This window comes from Mesorhizobium sp. M0074, from assembly GCF_040322975.1.
GTDB lineage: Bacteria > Pseudomonadota > Alphaproteobacteria > Rhizobiales > Rhizobiaceae > Mesorhizobium.
In genome coordinates, this window is record NZ_JAMYUM010000033.1 from 1 (window position 1) to 17,210 (window position 17,210).

Below are 17,210 nucleotides of genomic sequence, written 5' to 3' on the forward strand. Positions count from 1 at the left end.
GACCGGTGTAGCCTTGCGAACCCTGCCGATATGGCAGGACGCAAGGGGCCGGGGCCGAGGTATTGGCTGGGGTGAGTTGGCAGCCTGCCTGTCACTATTGCAGAACTCGGCAGCGCAAGACTTCGCCAAGTGCGAGACGCTGCGGCCGCGGTAAGATTCAGCGGCGGTATTGTTCGTCGCTGACTTTCTCCATCCGCTCGACGGCCTTGCAATCGAGTGATTCCTGAATAGCAATATGCGACATTGCCGTAGTTGGGGTCGCGCCAGTGCCAATACATCATAATGATCCAGGAGCAGGCGGGGCGCATCGAAGAAGCTCGTCGGACGGGGCGGCGCAGCTTGTCGCGGCGCGACCAACCTTCACCATCACGTCCTGGTCTAGAACGCAGTTCCGTAGTGATGTCGAGCGGATGGCCGCAGACATGGCCTCGCACCGCGCGGCCGGTGTCTCGGAACAGTAGATGCGCGTCACCCGATCCGGGCTTTGGGATTTTGCGACTGAACGGCAGCAACGAGGGTCATTGTTACGCGCTCGCCAAGCGGAAGAACGCGCCACTTTCCGACCTCAGCACCTCTAAGCGCGAACGTCTGGTGTGATGCCCGATGCGCGCGTTCGTAGGGCCATCTCGCTGTTACATCGCGGTGACAAAAGCACCGCGACGGTGGCGTCAACCGGTTACCAAGGGCAGCAAATATCTCCGGCCTTCTGGGAGTGGCGTGTCAGCGTCCCCAGAGGCTGCGTGGGCGTGTCGCCGGTTGGCTGTTAGCGCGGCGACTGGAACGCTCCACGCCTCGCAAGCGGGATAGCGAAATCTCGTGAAGGCAAGGTCGAGCTGCGTTTTCCGTTCTGTATCGGCGACGGGCGGCGACTGGGAGAGACGGATACCATGCACATGGGGCGTCTGGAAGTTGGCAGGACATGGACGCGGGGCGGCCCGCGTGCAGGCGCTTGGCTGAGCGGTGCAATGACCACGCAGCGTCACCTCGCAGCGATCATGGTTTGCGACGTGGTCGGCTATTCGCGCCTGACGGAGCGCGACGAGCGCGGCACGCTCGAGCGGCTGAAGATCTACCGCAAGGACCTCCTCGAACCGCTGGTCTCTGAGCACCGGGGTCGGATCGTCAAGCTCACCGGCGACGGCATGCTGTGTGAGTTCGCGAGCGTCGTCAACGCGGTGGCCTCCGCGATGGCGATCCAGCAGGCCCTGGCAGAACACGAGGCGGAGATGCCCGAGGAAGAGCGGATTCGCTTCCGCATCGGCATCAATCTCGGCGACGTGGTCTGCGAGGAGGACGGCGACCTCTACGGCGACGGGGTCAACATCGCCGCCCGCCTCGACAGCATCGCCGACCCCGGCACCGTGGTCGTCTCAGGCACCGCCTACGACCACCTTCAGGGCAAGCTCGACTGCGGCTTCACGCCGCTCGGCGACCTGCGCCTCAAGAACATCGAGCGGCCTGTGCGCGCCTACCGCGTCGAGACCGACGCCGGTGCCTCGGTGGCTGCATCGCCTCCGCTGCCCGCGAAACCCTCGATCGCGGTTCTGCCTTTTACCAACATGAGCGGCGATCCCGACCAGGAATACTTCGCCGACGGGCTGGTGGAGGACATCATCACGGGATTGAGCCGGGTGAACTCCTTCTTCGTGATCGCCCGCAACTCGTCCTTCACCTACAAGGGCCGGGCGGTAGACCTTCGCCAGGTCGGGCGCGAGCTGGGCGTCCGCTACGTGCTCGAAGGCAGCATCCGCAGAGCAGGATCGCGGGTGCGCATCAGTGGGCAGTTGGTGGACGCGATCAGCGGACACCATGTCTGGGCCGACCGCTTCGAGGGCGACGTGAGCGATATCTTCGACCTGCAAGACAAGGTGACCGAGAGCGTCGTCGGCGCTGTCGAACCGAGCATCCGGCTGCAGGAGATCAAGCAGGCGCGCATGAAGCCGACCGACTACATCGGTGCCTACGACCTCTACCTTCGTGCGCTGCCGCGCTTCTACAGCATGACGCGCGAAGGCTTCGCCGACGTGCGCCGGCTCACCAACGAGGCGCTCAGCATCGACCCAGGCTTCACCCTAGCGAAGGCACTCGGTGCCTATATCCGCAGCCTGTCGGTGAGTCAGTGCTGGCACGAGCCCGACGATATCCGCGTCGCCGTGCGCATGGTTCGCGAGGTGCTGGCGGACGCGCGAGACGACCCGACAAGCTTGCGTTTCGCCGCGCAGGTGATCGCCTACAGCGCCAAGGATTACGAGACGGCGCTGGACACGATCGAACGGTCCCTGCTCCTTAACCCCAATTCGGCGCAGGGCCATACGGGCAGCGGCTGGGTGAACGCCCATTCCGGCCACCCCCTCGTCGCGATCGAGCACTTCCACAGGGCAATGCGGCTGAGTCCGGTCGACCCCGAGAAGGGCATCGCGCTCTCCGGCATCGGGATGAGCTACCTGATGCTCGAACGCTACGAGGAAGCGCTGGTTTGGGGAGAACGAGCGCTGCGCGAGATGCCGAATTACGGCTCCTCGCACCGGGTGGTGATCATGGCGCTGGTCAAACTCAACCGGCTGGACGAAGCGCAGGCGGCGGCGCGGCGGCTGATGGAGGCGTTCCCGACCTACACGCTCACCCTGCAGAGACAGATCAACCCGTGGCGGGACAAGGTGTTCGCCGAGCGTTATGTCGAGGCGCTGGGCATCTCCGGCGTGCCGGAGTGATCGTCGCGTTTGCAAAGATGCCCTCTCCTGCGCGTCACGTCCGGCCAGGCGACGTCCCTTGATCCCGTGTCGCTTCTGGAAGGATAGTTCTCTGGCCGGCTTGTCCGAGAACTGAGCGCGTAGAGCAGCTGTGAACAGCCGGCGCGAAGGCCGACGGACGGTTCGGCAAGCAGGACTTCGCCTATCTACCTGATCAGGATGTCTATCGCTGCCCGTCCGGAGCGTTGCTGACCTACCACTACAGCAACGTCGAGAATGGCATGACGCTGCGTCGCTACTGGTCGACCGCAGCTTGCGCGGCCTGCCCGATCAAGCGGCAATGCACGCCGTCCAAGGAGCGCCGGATCACCCGATGGGAGCGCGAGCATGTCGTGGAGGAGGTCCAGCGCCGGCTCGACGCCAATCCCGACGCCATGCGGACAAGGCGCGAGACGGTCGAGCATCCCTTCGGCACGATCAAGGCCCGCATGGGCGCCACCCACTTCCTGATGAAACGCCTCCACAACGTCCCTTGCCTGCCCATGTATGGCCATGGTTGTTCCAGCGCTTTCGCGGCGTCAGCTATCGTCTTGACTACCGTGGCGTTGCGATCAAGGTAGACGCCGGCATTGTTGTCGCTCTCCGCGTTGGGCGGCTCCAACGCGAAGGCAGGGCCCGAGGTTGCATGAACGGGTACAGATTCCGACCGTGAAGAGCGTGCTGCGATGAACAGGCAATAGAACCTCGGCTGTCGGCGCCATTTGCAAGATAGTTGTGCATGTCGGTTGCAGCGACCGCGGCGTGGCCGAATGCTACGGCAAGCTGATTGATCTCGTCGACGACATCCCCGGCGGCACTATTGCAAGGTCCAGGGCTGACACTATGGCAGCAAAAGTCTCGCGACTAGAACGAGTGCTCAAGATAAAACCCGCCGCGCTCCGAAGCGCGACGGTTCGATCGAGCGTTGCACCAAGCACGGGGGCTTCGGGTCTGGTCGGGCTGTACCCTGTGTCGCGGATCGTGAGAAACGATACGCGCGGTGCCAGTTTGCGTCTACCAACGCCAGTGGGACGTGTGTCCGTAGCCGGTTGGGGCGTGACGATCATCGCGAATGTCCGCTTCTTACACGCCGTTGACTTAGCCAGCCCAATGGCCCTTTCAAAATGCCTTTCAAACGCGCCGGCCCATATCCTTCCGACGTCGATCTTTGCCAGCGGATTTTCGACCAGATATGCAGCGACCAGCATATCGCCCCGCTCATCCTTGGACGCCGAGCACCTAGCCCTGGAAATTTTGGTCGCCTTGCAGGAGGCTGACGCGGATGAGGCTGAGCTGCTTGAACTCGTCAGATCGAAACGGCGGGATACTCGTCATCTCAGAAATCCTGCAGTGAGGCATGGCGGAAGTCTTCTTCGCCCCTGAGAGGATGGACCATGATCCCCGGCCTGGATTCACTGCGTGGTCGGCCCCTTTGGCAGATTCTTGGATGCTCGCTCACGCGTCCAGTCGGCCGTCTGGAACCTGCGCCAAACTGCCAGTTCTGGACAATGCCAAAGCACTCTCCTGTGGGGCATCGCGATCACCCTTTTGTTGCCCTGCTGGCCATATTCGTCCTCGGGCCCTCCTAATCGTTGCGACAGCAGGATTTGACCTGCGGGCGCCGGGTCGCTCCATCCTGGCTTGAGCTAAGCCGCGCTTCCGGCGTTTCTCCTCTCGATCGCGGAGTCGAGCAGCGACGATCTGACCTGTCCTGATGACGACTGTCCCCTTTCTGCAGTTGACGGCGAGCGGCGCGGCATTGGGGAAGCGCCGGCCCGCGCTTCAAGCCGATGAGCAATCAGCTGGCGAGTTTGCAATAGTCATCAACATAGGGCTACCGAGCGGGAGCCATCGTCATTCCAGATGGCTTTCATCGCCGCCTGCGCCGCCGTGATCCGAGGACGGCAGCGAAATCTTCCTTATCCGCACAAAGGGCATATAGTGGTAGGAACAAGAATATGGTCGGTTTCCAAATCTCATAGCCGGGCAAAGGGAGTTGAATGATGTCCACGAACAGCAAAGGTTTTTCGCGTCGCTGGGTCCTCGGCGGCAGCGCTGTCGCCTTCGCGGCCGGTCCGTTGGGAATGCCGTTCGTGCGAACGGCACACGCGCAGGTGGCGACCTACAAGGCCGGCGTTATTACCTCGCTGTCGGGCGAGAACATCCTCGGCGGCAACCTGACCAAGCGCGGTTACGACCTGTGGGCGGAGGCCATCAATGCCAAGGGGGGCGTCGAGGTCGCCGGCGAGCGTTTCAAGGTCGACATGTTCTACGGTGACGACCAGAGCAACCCGGCGACCGGTGCCGACGCCGCCGAGCGCCTAATCGTGCAGAACGAGGTGGACGTGTTGTTCGGCCCCTACACCAGCGGCTCGACCATCGCCGTGCAGCCGATCTGCCAGAAGTATCAGGTGCCGATGATTTCCGGCTCCGCGGAATCGCCGAACGTCTGGAAGGCCAAGCCGGAATTCAACTTCGGCATCATCCCGGCCGTAGACACCACTGCCGGTAAGTCGCTGGCCGTGCTGGCGAAACTGTCCAACCCCACGGCCAAGACGATTGCGGTGATCGGGGTCAACGAGCCCTTCTCGAAGGAAACCGGCGAAGGTTTCCGCGACGGAGCCAAGGAGGCCGGGCTGGAAGTCGTCGCCTACGAATTGGTGCCCGCCTCGGGCGACCTAACCCCAGTTATCTCTAAGATCGCAGCGCTCAATCCCGACATCGTCGCCGTCGGCGGCCATGAGGAGCCGCTGATCAATGTCGTCAAGACCTCGAAGTCGCTAAACTTCCGGCCCAAGGCGCTGATAATGCACTACGGCGTCACCGACCCGGCCTTCGCCGAGGCGCTGGCCGCGGACGCCGACGGCACCTGCGGCGTCTCGGTGTGGCTGCCATCGGTTCCGTACAAGGACGACGTCTTCGGCACCGCAAGGGAGTTTGCCGAGATGGCGCAAAAGAAGTCCGGGCACGAGCCCGACTACACCGAAGCGGCCTGCGCGGCCAGCGGCCTCGTTTTCGGCGATGCCGTCAAGCGACTCGGCAAGAAGCCGGCACTAACGCCCGAAGACAGGGTGGCGCTGAAGGACGCGATCGCGGAGACAGACATCCAGACCTTCTATGGGCCAATCAAGTTCGAGAAGGAAGGCAACCACTACCATGACAACGTCCAACCGGTTCCGGTGCTGATCCAGATTCAGGGCGGCAAGACGGTGGCGGTGGGCCCGACGGAGGCCGCGTCGGCAAACCTCACCTACCCGCTGCCGGCCTGGAAATAAGCGGCTTCGGACAGGGGGTGGGCAGCCTCATCGCCATCACCCTGTCTGGGGGAACGACGACGGTTGCGCGTGCTCAGAAAATAACGGACCATGCCTAGAGTGCGGCCGCCTTGCCGCGGCACCCCGCGTTTTTTTGGTTTGGCTGACTGACGGATGGTTCCCGCCTTGGATCTTTTCCTACAGACCTTGCTGAACGGCCTTCTGATCGGCGGCGTCATCGCCACCTTTACGATCGGATTCCAGCTCGCTTTCGGCGTGCTGCACGTCATCGATTTCGCTGTGGGCGGCTGGGTCGTACTGGGTGGCTATCTCGGGTACTACATGGCCGCCGGACTGGGCGTAGACGGATTCCTGGCGATCCCCGTGGCATTCGTGCTGTTCGGCGCCATTGGCTATCTGATTGGGCCGATCCTCTACAATGTCCGCAACAGCCGCACGGCGCGGCCGGAATTGATGGCGCTGGCACTGACCTTCGGCCTGTTCACGCTGCTACGCGGCGGCATGCTGACCGCGTGGGGCTTCAATACCCACAGCGTTCCGACGGCGTTGAGCGGCGAGAGCCTTGCCGTCGGGCCGGTGACGGTGCCGCTGATCCGCGTGGCGGCGGCGGTGTTCGCCATCGCCATCGCCGGCGGGCTGTTCCTGTTCCTCTACCGCACCCGCTATGGGTTGGCCATCCGAGCGACGGCCGAAAACCGGCAGAACGCTGCGCTGATGGGCGTCAACATTCGCCGCCTCAGCGCCAATGTGTACGGGCTCTACGCAGGCATCACCGCCATGGCCGGCGTGCTGATGGGTGCAATTTTTTCAGTCAATCCGGAGGTCGGCCTGCGCTATACGCTGTTCGCGTTCTTCGTGGCTGTGCTTGCCGGGTTGGGCTCCGTCGGCGGTGCCCTTGTCGCCGCCTTGCTGCTCGGCGTCATCGAAGCCTTCGTCGCGACCTATGTCGGGTCGAGCTATTCGCTGCTGGCGATCTTCGCCACGCTGTTCCTCGTCCTGCTCCTGTCCCCGAGCGGGATCCTGCGACACGGCCTGTGAGGCCGGACATGAAGCAACGCCGGACCGGCCTCCTCCTGCTGATTGGGGTGATTATTGTGCTGGCGCTCCTGCCGATGCTGGTCAACAACTACTGGCTGCGCATCGCCACCGGCGCGCTGATGTGGGCGGGGCTGGCCTGCTCCTGGAACATGCTCGGCGGCTATGCCGGCTACATCAATTTCGGCCATTCGGCTTTCTTCGGGCTCGGCGCCTATGTCACGGCGCTGCTGATGGGCGACAAACTCGCCTGGCCCTTCTTTGCCACCGTCCCGGCCGGTATCGTGGTGACGGCGCTGTTTGCCATCATGATCGGCGCGCCGACACTTCGCCTGCGCGGCGCCTATTTCGCTATAGCCACCTGGGCCTTCGCCGAGGTGCTCATCCAGTTCACCTCGGTGATGGACTTCACCGGCGGCATTGGCGGAATTGGGCTGCCGCCCTTTCTCGACGAGCGCTTCTTCTACTTCGCCATGTTCGGCGCGGCTGCGCTGACCTACCTTATCACCTGGGCGCTGTTCGAGCGGTCGCGTTTCGGGCTGAAGGTCAAGGCGCTGCGCGACCACGAGCCGGCTGCCGAGGCAATCGGTATCAACACGTCGCTGGTCAAGCTGCAAACCTTCGTACTCAGCGCCGTTACCGCTTCGGTGTTCGGCGCGATCTTCGCCTACTGGGTCACCTTCATCAATCCGAAAAGCGTCTTCGGCGGCGACATCACCGACCAGATGGTGGTAATGGTGCTGCTGGGCGGGTTAGGCAGCCTGTGGGGGCCGGCACTGGGCGGTGTAGGGCTGTTCGTCGTCAACCGCGTGATCTGGATGTACTGGGGCGACACTGCCTTCTATATCGCCATATTGGGCGCGGCCATCGTGTTGGTGGTGCTGTTCATGCCGAACGGCATCGCCGGTCTGTTTTCGCGGCACGGGGCCAAGTCCGGCGCCGTGCTGGACAAGGCGGTCGGCAAGGTTGTCGGCGATGGCCAAGGAGGGCCCAATTGAGCGTGGTCGAGGGCAAAACGGCCGGGGCCGGCGACCCTATCCTCGTCGTGCGCGAACTCTACCGCCATTTCGGCGGCATCAAGGCTGTCAACGGTGTGTCTCTGGAGGTCGGTCGGCGCGAGATCGCCGGCCTGATTGGGCCCAACGGGTCCGGCAAGTCGACTCTGTTCAGCCTGGTGTCGGGCACGGTGGCGCCGGATCGTGGCCAGATCCGCTTCGACGGTCACGAAATTGGCGGCCGAAAGGCTCACGCGATCGCGCGGCTGGGGCTTGCGCGCACCTTCCAGATTCCGGCCATGTTCGACAATATGAGCGTCACCGAAAACCTGCTAGCGGCAGCGGCCGAGGGCCATTGGCAGGGCGCCCGTGATCGGGCAGCCGAAACGCTGGCGCTGCTCACGCTGGACCATGTCGCCGACAATCGCGCTTCGGACCTTTCGGGCGGCCAGCAGAAGCTGCTGGAGTTCGGGCGCGTCATCATGCGCCAGGCCACGCTCATTTTGCTCGACGAAGTGACGGCGGGCGTGCATCCCAACATCCGCAAGATCATCCTAGAGGCCATCGCGCGGCTGCGCGAACACGGCATCACCTTCCTGGTCATCGAGCACGACATGGAGATGGTACGCAACGTGTGCGATCGCATCATCGTCATGGATGCAGGGCGCGTCGTGGCCAGCGGCTCTTTTAACGACATCGTTCGCAATTCGGAAGTTATGCAGACCTATCTGGGGCGGCCGCAATGAGCACCACCCTCACCGCCGAAAACATCGTCACCGGCTACGGCAAGCAGGAGATCGTCCATGGCGTTTCACTAAGCGCGGAGGCTGGTAAGATCACCTGCATCTTCGGACCGAACGGCTGTGGCAAGTCGACCCTGCTAAAGGCGATTGCCGGCGCGCTGCCGGTGTGGAGCGGCACGGCCAGCCTGGGCGATGCAACGCTCTCCAACCTTGCCGTCCATGAGGTGGTGCGCCAGGGGCTGGTGCTGATGCCGCAGGGCGGCGGTGTGTTTCCGCGCCTCACAGTGATGGAGAATTTGCGCATGGGGGGCTACGCCATCGCGGACAGCCGGCTAGTCGAACAGCGCATCGAGGCGGTGATCGAGCAATATCCTTCTTTGGCGCGGCGACGGCGAACCGCGGCCGGTTCGCTTTCTGGCGGCGAGCAGGCAATGCTTGGGCTGGGGCGAGCGCTGGTCTCGGAACCGCGCTTCATTCTGCTCGACGAGCCTTCCGCCGGATTATCGCCGGCCATGGTCATCGAGACGCTCGAGCGCATTGGCAGCCTCACCGCGCACGGCATCGGCATCGTGATGGTGGAGCAGAATATCCGTGAGGCGATGCCGATGGCAGACAAGCTTTACATCCTGGCGGCCGGCGAAAGGCGCTTCGAGGGAAAGCCTCAGGATGTGCGCGACGATCGGCAGATCATGGATATCTATATGGGTGGAGCGTGAGAGGGCATTTGCAGTTCTGCTCTTGCGGTCGCAATCCTAATCATTCAGCTCGTTTACTAGAGATTACTTATAGACGCCCGGACGCAAGGGGCAGCGAGGTAGCCGCTCTGCGCGCCAATGCTCGAGCCGACTTCTCGCACCTCGAAACCATCGCAAAACCTGAAACCACCAACGTCCTGTCTTTTTCCTTTTGCATGCCGACGTTCGACGATCCCAGCGTCCGTGGCTTGCCAGTCTGGTCAGCGACGCCGGGCGAAATCATCGTGAAAAAGTGCTAGCTAAGCTAGTTCCCGTCCATCAACGGCAAACGGTTGATTCTGTTGAATGAATCGCGGCTTTGCGCGAGCAAGGCCGGCGGTTTCAGGTATCTTGGATCATGCGACTGATTCCAAAGCCCTGCCACCGCCGGAGCCGACAATGCGCCAAGAACGCACCGTCCAAGCCAGCATATTCGATCTTTTCGCCACGCACGAGATCGGTCGCGAGTTGAAGGCGATGTCGCAATGGCTGGATGAGCATCGCGACCTGCTTGGCTTGGTGGCGCGCGATTTGGTGCGGGTCGACGTCAAGGCCACCGGAAGCTCGCAGACCAGGTGATCATCAAGGGGCTTCGCGGTATTTTGTTTCCGTCGCTGCGTCATGCCGGCGGGACGAATCTGGTGATCTTTCCAGCCAATCTTGTCGAAGGCGATGTGGTTGAAGTCCATGATCCCGATCACCGATTGCCACGCGATCGGTCATCCTGGACGTGAGATTGCCGAGAGTCGAAGAGACCTGTCTGCTCATGGCATCTCGCCTTCAGCGACGATGTCCACCTCATCGTCACGCTCCCCGCTCGTCTGGCCAACCGGAATATCGCCCGCGAGCAGCTTGTCCTTGGACAGCAGGCCAGCGTCCTCGAGTGCCTCGAAATCCGGCAGGTCGCGCAACGTGTCAAAGCCGAAGTGGGTCAGGAACTTATTGTGACACCAATTAGTCAGGAGACGCCGAGCTGGCGTGTCTTTGAACATTTGCGACGCATCTTGTCCTGGTAATGCACGAGTTTGTTGCCTGCTCGCACAAAGTGCTCGAAACCGGTAAGGTCCTGGGTTAGAAGAGCTGGCAGGATGCCCCTTATGAAAAACCCGACGATGGACGATACCGACGATGGGCGCCCGAATGGCGGACGCAGCGCTCTGTTCACGCCGCCCGGCGATGCGTCCGGCGCGGAGCGGGTTTCGCGCCGGCGCAAGGCGCTGCTGTCGTCCTCGATGGTCGGCTCGACCAATCGCGGCCGTGTGCTGCAGGCCCTGTTCGATCTTGGGCCGACGAGCAGGGCTGAACTGGCCCGCCTGGCCGGGGTCAACCGCACCACCATTTCCGGAATCGTGCAGCCGCTGATCGACGATCAGGTGCTGGTCGAGAGCGACCCGGTTCCTCCCAGTCCGGGCGGCGGCAAGCCGGCCCGGCCGCTGTGGTTCTCGCCCAATGCCCGTCCGATCTGCGGTGTGCTGCTGATGCCGGATGCCGTGCATGCCTGCGTGGCGACGCTCGACGGCAAGATCGAATCGGAACGCAAGATGGCCCTGCCGGACGGCAGGGGGCCGGTCCGGCCAATCATCGAGGCGATCGCCGAATGCGTCGGCGACACTCTCTCCAGGGCGCGGCGCACGCCTCTCGGGATCGGTGTTGGCGTCGGCGGCATGGTTGACACCGATCGCGGGTCGATCGTCGCTGTCAATCTCGCGCCGGCGCTCGACCGCTACCCGCTCGCCGACGATCTCGGGCGACGCTTCGGCCTGCCGGTCAAGCTCGACCATCATCCGCGCGCCTTGCTGGTCGGCGACCGCTGGTTCGGCGCCGGGCGCGGCGTCAGGCAATTCGCGGTCGTCTACACGGGCGAGGTGCTGGGCGGCGCACTCTATTTCGACGGGCACCTCTATCGTGGCACGGCAGGCGCAGGCGGCGAACTCGGACACACTTTCGTGCAGCTCGACGGCGAGCCCTGCCGCTGTGGCAGGCGCGGCTGCTGGGACACCATTGCCACCTTGAGCTGGCTCCGGCGCGAGGCCGCCCGCGCGGCTCTGCCCGAGCCAGACCTGATCGACTCGGCCCGCCTTGTCGACATGGCGGCGCGGCGGCTGCCGGGAGCGGCGGAGCTGCTCGACCGCTATGCCCGCAACGTCGCCGTCGGCATCGCCAATCTGCAGCAGACGGTGGCGCCCAACATTTTCATCATGCATGGCGATGTCGTGCTCGGCGGCGATTGCCTGCTCGGCGCAATCGCGGAGCATGTCCGCGCCATGGTTCCGTCACGACCCGGCGGCGCGATCGAATTCATTGCCGGCGATGCAGGTGACCGGGCCGCCCTCCTAGGCGCAGCCGGTCTGGTGATTTCCGAGCTGCTGCAGCTTCCGATCTAGGTATTCCGACACCCAACTATCCAGCGAGCCCCGGATAGCCTTGGAACCAGGGCTGCATACGTTCGAACTGAGCCGCCATCGCCAGAACGGTTTCGTCGGCGTGCCGCCGCCCGATGATCTGCAGGCCGACCGGCAGACCCTGCGCCGTCAGGCCGGCCGGAACCGAAATCGCCGGATGGCCGGTATAGTTGATCGGATAGGTCATGCACCAGCCGATCAGCGGATCGACTGCCTCGCCATTGATCGATGTCGGCCCGATCGTGTTGCCGTCGGGGGCATTCTTGACGGGCGGAACGGCCAGCGTCGGCGAGACGATCAGGTCATGGGCTTCGAATACATCCTCGAGGCCGTCAAAGACGCCGGTGCGCAAAAGATCGTCGAGCGCATGGTCGACGGCGGACACCTTGTAGGCGCCCTCCAGCATGGCGAGGAACTGCGGGGTGAGCACCTTGGCATGCTTGCCCATTAGATCGATGCCCTCCTGTTTCCAGTACACGGCGATAGCAGCATAGTGGATCGAGATCGTGCGCACCCAAAGCGCCGCCAGTTCCTTGTGATCGGCCCTGAAATCGAGCTCGACCTCATCAACCTCAATGCCATGTGCTCGTATGACATCGACGGCCCGGGCAACGACGGTGGCGACCCCGGCTTCGACCGGAAAATTGCCCAGTCGCGGGCTGTAGGCCACGCGCAGTTTCGGCGTCCGCCCGGCAACGGCGCCGACATAGTCAACGCCGTGATCCGGCAGGCAGAACGGGTCGCGGTTGTGAGGCCCGGCCATGATCTTGGTCATCAGCGCGGCGTCCGCAACGGTGCGGGTCAGCGGTCCGATATGGACCAGAGGATGTCCCCACAAGAAGGCGTCGGGGCGAGTCACCGAAGGAATGCGGCCGAAAGAGGGCTTGAAGCCGACGGTGCCGCTGAACGAGGCGGGGATGCGGACCGAACCGCCGCCGTCCGTGCCTTGCGCCAGGGCCGCCATGCCGTCGGCGACCGCTGCCGCACTGCCGCCGGACGAGCCGCCGGAATTGTAGCCGATCGCGAAGGGCGTGCTGGTCGGCCCGAAGCGCAGATTGTCGGTGATACCTTTATGGCCGAACTCCGGCGTGTTGGTCTTGCCGAGCACGATGGCGCCTGCGTCGAGCAGGCGCTCGACCGCCACAGCACTTGTTTTGGGCACCCGGTCGTGCACCGCCCACGACCCCATCGAGGTCGGCACGCCGGCCATATCGTCGAGGTCCTTGATGCCGACTGGGACGCCATGCAGCGGTCCAAGCGGACCGCCTGCCATCACGGCCTTTTCGGCGGCCCGCGCAGCTTCCATCGCCTGGTCGCTGAGAACCAGCGTATAGGCGTTGACCACCGGGTTGCGCGCCTCGATGCGGCGCAGATAAGCCTCGGTTACTTCAACCGGCGACAGGTCGCGGCGCCGGATGCGCTGGGCCAGTTCCGTGGCCGGCAGGAAACAGATCTGGTCGTCTGCAGAAGACATAAGCCGTTCCACCTTGTTGGGTGCTATTTGATGAACACTGGATTTGCCGCGCCGCCGGTGCCCTTGCTCACTTTGACCGGACTGGCGCAGTAGAAGCCTTCGTAGCGGCGGTCCGAGGCACAGTCGGCGGCCAGCAGGTCGAGCGATGCCATTTCGGTGAACGCCACGCCCAGATTGCGCATCAGCGCGGCGTGCAGCACCAGCATCAAACCGGTCTCGGGCTCGTAGGTTGTCTCGTTGGCCAGTGTGTCGGTAACCAGACAGGGGATCTGCATCTCGTCGAACCAGCGCACGAGGTCGAGGCTGAAGGTCAGTCCGGGTTCCCAATATCCATCGCCGACGCGCTGGCTTCCCGCCGCCAGTGCGCCGACCCAGCCGGTGCGAACGAGAAGGATGCTGCGCGGCAGTATATCGACCGCTTGGGCCCGGGCGCATTCCATGAGGTCGCGATGCGTGAATGTTTCAGCGCGCTCAAGGGCCGGTTTGCCGCGGAACCGGGCGATGTCGAGCAGCACGCCGCGTCCGACGATCCCGCGCTCCGCGATCGGCATGATGCTGGCCTTGGTCATGCCGCCATTGGTACTGCTTGCCGCGAAGCCGTTCCAAAGCGTGTCGTCGAACCACATGTGGCCGAGCGCGTCGCAATGCGTGCCGGCCTGTGCGAAGCTGGTGATATAGTCGTCTGCGAATTCGAGGCCGCCGGCAAGCGGTTGCCAGTGACCGTTCTCGAAGCCGGCCTTGTCGGCGACCATGAAATGCTTCGCCGGCCAGCGGCCGGGAAAGACGGCATCGCCCTCAGAAGTCCCGACCGGCACGCCGAGGGTGAAGGTGCGGCCGTCCCGCACCGACGCCAGGCCGCGCTTGACCTCGTCGGCGGTCAGATAGTTGAGCGCTCCGATCTCGTCGTCGGCACCCCAATGCCCCCAGCGGCTCGGCGCATTGCCCAGCAGCCGGCGCAGCGTCATCGTTTCAGCCGCGCTCATGCTTCCGCCTGCGCGGTCGCCGGCTGCCTGGCGCCGGTGATATAAGCGACGACGTCCTCCATGTTGGTGCCGGAACTTGCGAGATCGGCGACCTTGCGGCCCCTGCGCATCACCACCACGCGGTTGCACACCTGCCAGAGATGATCGAGATTGTGGGTGACCATGACGATCGTCAGCCCCTGGGCGCCGAGTCGTTTGATGAGGTCGAGCACCTCACGGGATTCGCGTACGCCGAGCGCCGCAGTGGGCTCGTCGAGCAGCAGCAGCTTGTGGCCCCAAAAGGCACCGCGCGCGATCGCCACCAATTGGCGCTGGCCGCCGGACATGCGATCCACCGGTTTGCTGCGCACCCCGGGGATCTCGATGTGCAGTTCCTCGAGGCCGCGCATCGCAATGTCGCCCATCGATTTGCGGCGGATCCAGCGCAGCAGCGCCGGGCCGCGGCCAAGCGCAATCTCGCGGCCGAGAAAGAAGTTTTCGGCGGCAGTGAACGTGCCGATCAGCGACAGGTCCTGATAGACCGTCTCGATGCCGAGGCGTTGCGCTTCGGACGGCGGCGACAACTTTTGCGGCCGCCCTTCGAGGATCACGTCGCCGGAAGTTGGGTCATGCGCGCCGGCCAGGATTTTGATCAGCGTCGACTTGCCGGCACCATTGTCGCCAACGAGGCCGAGTATGTCGCCCCTGGCGATGTCCAGCGAAACGTCATCGAGTGCCTGGATGCCGCCGAAGCTGCGGCAGATCCGGCGCAGGCTGAGCAGCATCTTCTGCGCCATGGCCTATCCCCTCGCATAGCGGCGGCCAATACCGCCGAGCGCTACGGCGACGACGAGAAGGCAGCCGGTGAACAGGAACTGCGTGAAGATCGGCGCGCCGATCATGGCCAGCCCATTGTTGCCGACGGCGACCGTCAGCACGCCGATCAAGGTGCCGAGGATATGGAACTGACCCTCTCGCAGCGCCGCCGAACCTAGGAAGGCGGCCGAAAACGACGTCAGCATGAAGCTGTCACCCGCCGTCACCTGGCCGGAGCCGAGATTGGAGGCCATCAGCACGCCACCTATAGCAGCACAGGTGCTGGCGATGGCGAAGGCAACGATGCGGCTGCGATCGACGGCGACGCCGGCGCGGCGCGCTGATTCCGGGCTGACGCCGATGGCCTTGATGTGTTGGCCCTGCACTGTTCGGTTGAGGATCACCCACAGCAGCGCAAGCACGACGGCCATGATGATGACGAGGTGCGGCACTCCGGCAATCCGGCCGATCGCGATATTTGTGAATTCGCGCGACTGGGTGAGTTGCAGCGGAATTCCGCCCGAATAGGCGTAGTTCAGCCCGACGACGATGGTGCCCGTGCCAAGCGTGGCAATGAAGGCGTTCACCCCGATCTTCGAAACGACAATGCCGTTGACAATGCCGATGACCGTTCCGAGGCCGACGACAAGGAAGATGGCGGGTAGGATCGGCAAGCCACTGCTGCTCAACAGCCCGACCACGAGAAGCCCGCAGAAACTCGCGACATAGCCGATACTGAGGTCGAAATCACCGGCGACGAGGGGCACGGTGAGGCCGGCCGCGACAATGGTGCCGATCGCCATGTCGTTTACGACGTTGCGAAAATTGCCGATGGTTGCGAAGGTCCCCGGCTCCAGCACCGAGAAGATCCCCAGCATCGACGCCAGCACGATGATGGTGCCGTAGGTTCCAAGCAGGCGCATGAGCAACGCGCGCCGCTGTCGGGCATTGGGCGAGGCATAGCCGGTCTGCGTTGACGGCAGGACGCGGGGCGCCTCTGCCGGAGCGTGGGTTTCGGGCAGGGAATGATCAGCGGACATGGCGGCTCTCATGACAGCACTCCGGCCCGGCCAGGCAAGTCCGGCCCAGACCCACAATCAGGAGAGCTTACTGCGGATTGTCCTTGATGAACTTGTCGACGTTCTCTTTGGTGACGAGCGTATAGCCTGGCACGAAGGATTTGGGCTTCCACTGGTCGCCGGCTGCCAGGATGTCGGGAATCTGATCGACTAGCATTTTGCCTGCCGAAGTCAGATCGACACCGAGCGTGGCGGTCATCGTCCCGTCCTTGACAGCCTGGACAGCGGGCGCCGTGGCGTTGAACGAATAGACCTTCACGTCGCTGCGGCCGTTCTGCTTCAGCGCCGCGATCGCGCCCATAGCGTTGTCGTCATAGCAGTTGAAGATGGCGAACGGCCCCTTGGCGTTGGCATTGGCTGCAAGCCAGGCGCTGGTCGCGGCCTGCGACGATTCGGCAGCACCCGGGATGCTGATCTCGTGCGAGGTCGCCTTGAGCCCCGGATTTGCCTTGACCGCCGTATCGAAGGCGTCGGCTCGTTCGCGGCACGGAATGCCGGGATGGTAGGTGAGGTCGAGTACAGTTCCGGACTTGCCGATGTCCTTCAGCATCAAGTCGATCAGCGGTTGCGCAGCACCGGTACTTGCAGATAGCGCGATCCCGTCTGCCATGCCGCCGCCGGCCGAAAGCACGGGGATCTTTGCGTCCGCCGCCGCCTGGAGCCCGGCCGCCAGGCCCGTCGAATCGAAGACCGTGACGATGATGGCGTCCACCTTCTTGGTTGCCAGCTGCTTGATGCTGGTGATCGCTTGCGAAGGATCGCCATTGGCATTGAGCGTTTCCACCGACCAGCCCTTAGACTTGGCTTCCTGGCTCATCGTGTCGACCATCTGGTTTGTGTCGACGTCGGATGTCGAGAAGGTGACGATGCCGATCGTCAGCTTGTCATTCGTGGCGAGGGCGGTCGACGTGAAGGATGCTGCGACGAGCGCTGCGGTCGAGAGTTTCTGAAAGCGGTTCACTGTGC

Annotated in this window: 13 protein-coding genes and 4 pseudogenes; 10 read left to right on the plus strand and 7 right to left on the minus strand. The window is 63.6% G+C overall.

The features are described from left to right. Positions 1-157: 157 nt before the first annotated feature. Positions 158-265, minus strand: a pseudogene (locus tag NKJ73_RS31000) ((R)-mandelonitrile lyase); the annotation flags it as partial. A gap of 700 nt (positions 266-965) precedes the next feature. On the opposite strand from NKJ73_RS31000, the gene NKJ73_RS31005 reads away from it, so the two are divergent. The 9 genes and pseudogenes from NKJ73_RS31005 to NKJ73_RS31045 all read left to right on the plus strand — a co-directional run bounded on the left by NKJ73_RS31005 (position 966) and on the right by NKJ73_RS31045 (position 10,245). Then, positions 966-2,711: an adenylate/guanylate cyclase domain-containing protein gene (locus NKJ73_RS31005; protein ID WP_352572179.1), complete on the plus strand. Its 1,746-nt coding sequence runs from the start codon at positions 966-968 to the stop codon at positions 2,709-2,711. A 134-nt stretch (positions 2,712-2,845) separates the two neighbouring features. Then, positions 2,846-3,220 (plus strand): annotated as a pseudogene (locus NKJ73_RS31010) (transposase); the annotation flags it as partial. Positions 3,221-4,732: 1,512 nt separating this feature from the next. Then, the gene (locus tag NKJ73_RS31015; RefSeq protein WP_352572180.1) at positions 4,733-6,004 is read left to right on the plus strand and encodes an amino acid ABC transporter substrate-binding protein; all 1,272 of its coding nucleotides are present in this window, start codon (positions 4,733-4,735) and stop codon (positions 6,002-6,004) included. A gap of 165 nt (positions 6,005-6,169) precedes the next feature. After that, positions 6,170-7,042, plus strand: coding sequence for a branched-chain amino acid ABC transporter permease (locus NKJ73_RS31020; RefSeq protein ID WP_023679126.1), 873 nt, complete (start codon positions 6,170-6,172; stop codon positions 7,040-7,042). A gap of 8 nt (positions 7,043-7,050) precedes the next feature. Continuing rightward, on the plus strand, positions 7,051-8,037 hold the full coding sequence (locus NKJ73_RS31025) for a branched-chain amino acid ABC transporter permease (RefSeq protein WP_352572181.1): 987 nt from the start codon (positions 7,051-7,053) through the stop codon (positions 8,035-8,037). 2 nt (positions 8,038-8,039) lie between these two features. Next, positions 8,040-8,780, plus strand: a complete 741-nt coding sequence (locus NKJ73_RS31030) for an ABC transporter ATP-binding protein (protein WP_156937422.1) — start codon at positions 8,040-8,042, stop codon at positions 8,778-8,780. After that, positions 8,777-9,493, plus strand: coding sequence for an ABC transporter ATP-binding protein (locus tag NKJ73_RS31035; RefSeq protein WP_023679129.1), 717 nt, complete (start codon positions 8,777-8,779; stop codon positions 9,491-9,493). Before NKJ73_RS31030 ends, NKJ73_RS31035 begins: the two co-directional genes overlap by 4 nt. A gap of 417 nt (positions 9,494-9,910) precedes the next feature. Further along, positions 9,911-10,072: pseudogene (locus NKJ73_RS31040) on the plus strand (ISNCY family transposase); the annotation flags it as partial. Positions 10,073-10,086: 14 nt separating this feature from the next. Further along, a complete protein-coding gene (locus NKJ73_RS31045; protein WP_023679132.1) occupies positions 10,087-10,245 on the plus strand; it encodes an RES domain-containing protein in 159 nt (52 codons plus the stop codon). 30 nt (positions 10,246-10,275) lie between these two features. On the opposite strand, the pseudogene NKJ73_RS31050 reads toward NKJ73_RS31045, so the two are convergent. Continuing rightward, positions 10,276-10,452 (minus strand): annotated as a pseudogene (locus NKJ73_RS31050) (SMC-Scp complex subunit ScpB); the annotation flags it as partial. 156 nt (positions 10,453-10,608) lie between these two features. Here NKJ73_RS31050 and NKJ73_RS31055 point away from each other — a divergent pair. Further along, positions 10,609-11,895, plus strand: a complete 1,287-nt coding sequence (locus tag NKJ73_RS31055) for an ROK family protein (protein WP_352572182.1) — start codon at positions 10,609-10,611, stop codon at positions 11,893-11,895. 16 nt (positions 11,896-11,911) lie between these two features. Here the strand turns inward: NKJ73_RS31055 and NKJ73_RS31060 are convergent, their stop codons facing one another. The 5 genes from NKJ73_RS31060 to NKJ73_RS31080 form a co-directional block, all read right to left on the minus strand. Continuing rightward, positions 11,912-13,387, minus strand: a complete 1,476-nt coding sequence (locus tag NKJ73_RS31060; protein WP_352572183.1) for an amidase — start codon at positions 13,385-13,387, stop codon at positions 11,912-11,914. A gap of 23 nt (positions 13,388-13,410) precedes the next feature. After that, entirely contained in the window at positions 13,411-14,370 is a 960-nt protein-coding gene (locus NKJ73_RS31065; RefSeq protein WP_352457239.1) for a cyclase family protein, read from the minus strand. Next, positions 14,367-15,146, minus strand: coding sequence for an ATP-binding cassette domain-containing protein (locus NKJ73_RS31070; protein ID WP_352457238.1), 780 nt, complete (start codon positions 15,144-15,146; stop codon positions 14,367-14,369). Before NKJ73_RS31070 ends, NKJ73_RS31065 begins: the two co-directional genes overlap by 4 nt. Positions 15,147-15,149: 3 nt before the next feature. Then, positions 15,150-16,205: an ABC transporter permease gene (locus NKJ73_RS31075; RefSeq protein ID WP_352572184.1), complete on the minus strand. Its 1,056-nt coding sequence runs from the start codon at positions 16,203-16,205 to the stop codon at positions 15,150-15,152. A gap of 67 nt (positions 16,206-16,272) precedes the next feature. Beyond that, entirely contained in the window at positions 16,273-17,205 is a 933-nt protein-coding gene (locus tag NKJ73_RS31080) for a sugar ABC transporter substrate-binding protein (RefSeq protein WP_352457237.1), read from the minus strand. Between the last annotated feature and the right edge of the window lie 5 nt (positions 17,206-17,210).

Coding starts and splice junctions, on each gene's coding strand:
- NKJ73_RS31035 (WP_023679129.1), top strand. CDS start 8,777: ATGAGCACCACCCTCACCGCCGAAAACATCGTCACCGGCTACGGCAAG.
- NKJ73_RS31005 (WP_352572179.1), top strand. CDS start 966: ATGACCACGCAGCGTCACCTCGCAGCGATCATGGTTTGCGACGTGGTC.
- NKJ73_RS31075 (WP_352572184.1), bottom strand. CDS start 16,205: ATGTCCGCTGATCATTCCCTGCCCGAAACCCACGCTCCGGCAGAGGCG.
- NKJ73_RS31070 (WP_352457238.1), bottom strand. CDS start 15,146: ATGGCGCAGAAGATGCTGCTCAGCCTGCGCCGGATCTGCCGCAGCTTC.
- NKJ73_RS31060 (WP_352572183.1), bottom strand. CDS start 13,387: ATGTCTTCTGCAGACGACCAGATCTGTTTCCTGCCGGCCACGGAACTG.
- NKJ73_RS31065 (WP_352457239.1), bottom strand. CDS start 14,370: ATGAGCGCGGCTGAAACGATGACGCTGCGCCGGCTGCTGGGCAATGCG.
- NKJ73_RS31025 (WP_352572181.1), top strand. CDS start 7,051: ATGAAGCAACGCCGGACCGGCCTCCTCCTGCTGATTGGGGTGATTATT.
- NKJ73_RS31015 (WP_352572180.1), top strand. CDS start 4,733: ATGTCCACGAACAGCAAAGGTTTTTCGCGTCGCTGGGTCCTCGGCGGC.
- NKJ73_RS31055 (WP_352572182.1), top strand. CDS start 10,609: ATGAAAAACCCGACGATGGACGATACCGACGATGGGCGCCCGAATGGC.